The organism is Rhodothermales bacterium (assembly GCA_013002345.1).
In the GTDB taxonomy this organism is placed as follows: Bacteria; Bacteroidota; Rhodothermia; order Rhodothermales; family JABDKH01; genus JABDKH01.
The window spans coordinates 1-5,631 of record JABDKH010000114.1 but is presented as its reverse complement, the minus strand read 5'-3'; the positions used below and the strand labels follow the sequence as shown (position 1 = coordinate 5,631).

At 60.0% G+C, this 5,631-nt stretch carries 3 protein-coding genes and 1 tRNA gene; 3 read left to right on the top strand and 1 reads right to left on the bottom strand.

The genetic code is table 11. From position 1 onward, the window contains the following. Positions 1-1,269, bottom strand: a 1,269-nt coding sequence (locus HKN37_05765) for an aspartate kinase (protein ID NNE46149.1), incomplete at its 3' end; no start/stop codon positions are given. Positions 1,270-1,450: 181 nt separating this feature from the next. Here HKN37_05765 and HKN37_05760 point away from each other — a divergent pair. The 3 genes from HKN37_05760 to HKN37_05750 all read left to right on the top strand — a co-directional run bounded on the left by HKN37_05760 (position 1,451) and on the right by HKN37_05750 (position 5,354). Beyond that, a tRNA-Ala gene (locus HKN37_05760) sits at positions 1,451-1,523 on the top strand. A 152-nt stretch (positions 1,524-1,675) separates the two neighbouring features. Further along, positions 1,676-2,029: an STAS domain-containing protein gene (locus HKN37_05755; protein ID NNE46148.1), complete on the top strand. Its 354-nt coding sequence runs from the start codon at positions 1,676-1,678 to the stop codon at positions 2,027-2,029. A 445-nt stretch (positions 2,030-2,474) separates the two neighbouring features. Then, positions 2,475-5,354, top strand: a complete 2,880-nt coding sequence (locus tag HKN37_05750; protein NNE46147.1) for a protein kinase — start codon at positions 2,475-2,477, stop codon at positions 5,352-5,354. Positions 5,355-5,631 lie beyond the last annotated feature (277 nt).

Below are 5,631 nucleotides of genomic sequence, written 5' to 3'. Positions count from 1 at the left end.
CATGCGTCCGGCGAGACCCGGCTTGTGCCGCATTCGATCGCCGACAGCCGACAGGATCGCGCAGTCGCGAATGGAATAGATGCGGCTGATATCTTGCCGCGTGAGCTCAACGTCGAACGCGCCGATTAGACTGTGTACAGCCGCCTCCGCTCTCGCGGCCATCACGACGATGCAGATGCTCTGCTCGCTTGATGCCTGAGAAATCATCAGCACGTTGATCCCGTCGCCGGCGAGCGCCGAGAACGCCCTCGCGGATACGCCGGGCACACCCGCCATGCCGGTCCCCTCGATCATCACGACCGCGACGCCGCGAACGGATGTTATGGCTTTCACGCGTCCGCCGGACGGTTTGCCCTCCGGCGTGATCACGGTACCGGCCGCACCCGGGTTGAACGAGTTCTTGATGTGCAGCGGGATCGAATGCGCCAGCAGCGGACGCATCGTTCGCGGATGCAGCACCTTCGCGCCGAAGTACGCGAGCTCACCCGCCTCCGCGTAGCTGAGGGCGTCGATCGTAAACGCATCTTTGACGATCCGGGGATCAGCCGAAAGGACGCCGTCGACGTCGGTCCAGATGTCAACGCGGGTTGCCTGCAGGGCGCCGCCGAGAAGCGTCGCCGTGTAGTCGCTGCCGGAGCGGCCGAGGGTCGCCGTCACGCCGTCGGCTGTTGTCGCGACAAATCCTGTGACGACCGCCACCACGTCGTCCGCGACCGAGGTGAAGTAATCCTTGACGACCTGGTACGTGACCTCCATGTCGACGTTGGCCTCGCCGAAATCGGCGTCGGTGCGGATGAGCTGTCTAGCGTCAACCGGCGCCGCCGCAATGCCGGCTTCTGCGAGGACGGCTGTCACGAGCGGTGCGGTCACGAGTTCGCCGATGGAGATGACGGCGTCTCTCGTGCGCGGCGTGCATTCACGTAACAGATAGATTCCATCGAGGAGTTCGCCCAGCTCGGCCCAGAAGTGATTGACGAACGTGTAGAGCTCCGCCTGGGCATCGCCCGACAGGAGGACGGCTGCGACCTTCTCGTAGCGATCAACGAGCGCGGCCACGTCCTCTGATGGCTGGCGCGAACGGGTGATGGCGCCATCGATGGCATTCACGAGATCGTCGGTCATGCCTCCCAGTGCCGAGACGACCACGATCAGGCGCCCCTCGGCGCGGGTGGAGTCGACGATTTGCGTGACGTTCCGGATGCACTCGGCGTCACCCACGGAGGATCCGCCGAATTTGCTGACAATGATGGGGCTTCGATTCTCCGGCATGTGGCGGCACGAGACGTGAGAGGCGTTTTGCAAGCGTAAATGTAGTTACGTGCCGGCCGTCAGTTCTTGAATTGGTGGTGGATCGGCTCGGAGCGGTGGCGAACGCCTTGAACTGCAGGCGTGTGTGGTCGTATTATCGGTGCCGCGTGTTGCGGGTCGGAAGACTCGTGAGGATCGCGCCGGGGCCATAGCTCAGCTGGTAGAGCGCTGCAATGGCATTGCAGAGGTCAGGGGTTCGACTCCCCTTGGCTCCACAGAGAATCCCGTCAGAAGTGCCGGATGACGAGGTTCTGGTGGGATTTCTTTTGTTTGGCGGGTCTGACCGCGCTGAGGATTCAGGGCCACCCCTGCCATCCATGCCATCCGGTGGGATCGTCACCCAACACGGGGCGGCGGGAGTGATCCAATGGACGACTTCCCGATCAAGTTCAGGTTTGTCGAGGGTATTGCGGTGGTGAGCGTTGAAGGTGAACTGGACGCACACACTGCTCCACTACTCGGCCATGCCTTTGGGGAGTTGATCGCTCGCGACCGTCACAGAATCGTCCTTGATTGCCGCGAGCTGGCATACATGAGTTCAGCAGCGTTCGGCTTACTAATCGCCTTTGTTGAAGAGACTAGAGACCGAGGCGGCTCTGTCAAACTAGCTGACCTTCACTACCGGGTATCCGATTTCCTAGCCGCGATGCAGTATCCCTTTCTTCCACCTGTCTACGACACCGTGGACGAGGCAGTCACTAGTTTCTTGCGCGGCGACTGAGACTGGTTAAGCGGGAGGAGGAGTGAGAAATTGCCGACCGAGGAAGCGAGTTTGTGTATCCCTTTTTTGTACCCCAGCCCTTTCGCGCTCCGTCACTCTCAAAATGGTCCTAACCCGCGTACCCTTTGTGTACCCACCAAAACGCGGCCTACCCATAATCGACTGCGCCACAAACCAATACAGTCTGCCACCGTAACAATGGCATAACAGAGGTGAGCGGTTCGACTCCCCTTGGCTCTACGAGAATCCCATTAGAGGCGGCCGGATGTGGCGGTGCTGGCGGGCTGTTTTCATTTCCTTTCCCCTGTCCAGGCCGTAGATCGACGCCATTTCTTCTGCACGACGTACTCTATGTGTACCTTGTCAAGCATCGACCGACGTGAGAAGAGACCTTGCCTCTTTCCCGATTTCGAGGTAGTAATAGATTTGCCTTGACACCACTCTAATGATCGGCCAGACCATAGCCCACTTCCACATCCTCGAGAGACTCGGGAGAGGCGGCATGGGGGTCGTCTATCTGGCAGATGATCTCCAGCTGAAGCGAAAGGTCGCGCTCAAGTTTCTACCTCCCCATCTCTCGGCCGACGAGGAGGCCAACCAGCGCTTCATGCTGGAGGCCCAGTCGGCATCCGCGCTCAACCACCCCAACGTCTGCACGATACACGAGATCGGCCAGACGGACGATGGCCAGACGTTCATCGCGATGGCGCACTACGACGGCGAGACTCTGAAGAAGATGCTGGAGGACGGCCCGCTCGATGTGGAGGACGCCATCGACATCGCCCAACAGGTGGCGGAAGGACTGGCCCGCGCTCACGACAAAGGAATCATCCACCGCGACATCAAACCGGCGAACATCATCGTGACCGACGATGGACGCGCCGTCGTGCTCGACTTTGGATTGGCGAAGCTGACCGGCGCCGTGGATCTGACGAAACCCGGCAGCACACTCGGAACGGTCTACTACATGTCCCCCGAACAGGCGCGTGGCGAGACCTCCGGACCGGAAGCCGATATATGGGCACTTGGCGTTGTTCTGTACGAGATGGTCACGGGGCGACGTCCCTTTGCCGGTGAATATGACCAGGCTGTCGTCTACTCCATACTTAACGAAGAGCCGACACCCGTCGATTCGCTGCGGGAAGATGTGCCTCCCGATGTCGCTCGACTGATCAACCGATCGCTGGCAAAAGACCCTGCGGCGCGGCCTGCCTCGATGCACGTCATGCTAGACGAGATCCGAGCTGTGGGCGAACCGGGAATCGCCGAACGACCAGAGGCGTTTGTCCGTCTGAAGTCGCCGTGGGTTGCCGTGCCAACACTCGTGGTCGTTGCCGTCACCACGTTTCTGCTGATGCGCTGGAATGAGCAACGCGCCGAAGTCGAATGGGCTCGGCAAGAGGCTCTGCCGGCCGTTGCACGCCTCATCGACGAAGGCAACTGGAAGAACGCTTTCAAGCTCGCACAGGATGCAAACAATGTGATCCCCGACGACTCCATGTTGCTCCGCCTGTGGCCGCAGATGTCCCGGTTCGTCGAAATTATTAGCGAACCCGAAGGCGCACGCGTGTATCGTCGAAGCCACAACGATACGTCCTGGCAGTTTCTGGGCACGACCCCGATCGACTCGGTCCGCCATCCGTTCGGGTACTACTTCACGTTTCGGGTTGAGAAGGATGGGTATATCCCCACGGAGCGCTCCATGAACTCCGGCGCGATTTCCGATACCCGGTTCGTGCTGGCCGGGGAAGGGACGACTCCTGCGGGAATGGTTCTCGTCGAAGGCGGCGAGACAAACGTGCGGCTGCCCGGACTCGATCACCTGAAGACCGAGGTCCTGGGCGATTACCTACTCGACCGGTTTGAGGTCACGAATCTTCAGTACAAAGCTTTCATGGATGCCGGCGGATACAACAGGCCCGAGTACTGGCCGGATACCTTCGTCATGCGCGGACGCATCCTGCCGGGACCCGAGGCGATGGCACTGTTCAAGGACAAGACGGGCCGTACAGGACCTTCGACGTGGGAGGTCGGCGATTTTCCGGAGGGGCAGGAGAATCATCCGGTAGCCGGCGTGAGCTGGTATGAAGCAGCCGCCTACGCCGCTTTCGCCGGCAAGCAGCTGCCGACACTTTACCACTGGAGTCGTGCTGCTGGCACCACCTGGAGCTCCTTCATCGTTCCGTTCAGCAACTTCTCAGGCAAGGGGACCACAGAAGTGGGCGCCATGAAAGGTGTCGGCCCGTATGGAACCTACGACATGGCTGGAAACGTGCGCGAGTGGTGCCTGAACTCGTCGAACTCCGGCGCTCGACTCATCCTCGGAGGCGGCTGGAACGACGCGACGTATTCGTTCAACGACGGGTATGCACAGGATCCTTTTGACCGCTCGCCGACGAATGGAATCCGATTGATCAAGCCCGTCGATGAAACGGCGGATCTGAGCAGTGCCTCACGTTCGATCGAGATACCTCTTCGCGATTTTCGCGCCGAGAAGCCCGTCTCGGATGAGGTCTTCGCCATCTATCGCAACATGTATCGTTACGACAGGACGGAGCTGAACGCGACCGTGGAAGAGGTCGACGACTCAGACCCGGACTGGGTGAAAGAGCGGGTCACGTTTGATGCGGCATACGGTGGAGACCGGATGATGGCGTACATCTTCGTACCGAAGAACTCAAGTCCTCCGTATCAGACTGTCGTTTATTTCCCTGGATCGGGCGCCATTCACAATCGGTCGAGCGCAGGCCCAGGACCCGAACTGAATGCATACGACTACATGGTCAAGAGCGGCCGCGCCGTCGTCGTGCCTATCTACAAGGGCACTTTCGAGCGCGGCGACGAGCTCGAAAGTGACTATCCGGCGGAGACCGCGTTCTACAGGGACCACGTCATCATGTGGGCAAAGGACCTCTCGCGGTCGCTCGATTATCTGGAGTCTCGGCCCGAGTTCGATCCAGAGAAGATCGGTTACTACGGTGTGAGCTGGGGCGGGGCACTGGGCGGTATCATGCCCGCGGTAGAAAGACGGATCAAGGTTGTTGTTCTGTACGTAGCCGGACTTATGGTCCAACGTGCACTGCCCGAAGCCGATGCCATCAACTACGTTCCGCGTATCACGCAGCCGGTTCTGATGCTGAACGGACAGTACGACCATTTCTTTCCGGTCGAGACGTCTCAGAAGCCCATGTTCGATCTGCTCGGCACGCCGCCGGACCAGAAGCGGCAGGTTATCTACGAGTCCGGCCACTTTGTGCCACGGGACCAGTTGATTCGAGAAACGCTGGAGTGGCTGGATCAGCACCTGGGACCTGTTCGGCAGTAGGCGCCACAGTGCGAGGTAGGACGAGGCGCACATTCTAACCGTATACCGATGGCTGCTTGATGGCGAGTGTGAGGCAGAAGACCGTGAAAATCCCTCGTGAATCCGCCTACCCTCTGTGTACCCACCGAAACTGAGTACGCCCTTCTTCGATTCCCCAACTACTCACGGCCGCCGGCCTCCCCAAAGGCATTGCAGAGGTCAGGGGTTCGACTCCCCCTGGCTCCACGGAAAATCCCATCAGAGAGTGCCGAACGAGGCGACTCGGGTGGGATTTCCT

Bases quoted from the DNA above. Each gene is read 5' to 3' on its own strand.
- HKN37_05755 (NNE46148.1), top strand. From the start codon at position 1,676: ATGGACGACTTCCCGATCAAGTTCAGGTTTGTCGAGGGTATTGCGGTG.
- HKN37_05750 (NNE46147.1), top strand. From the start codon at position 2,475: ATGATCGGCCAGACCATAGCCCACTTCCACATCCTCGAGAGACTCGGG.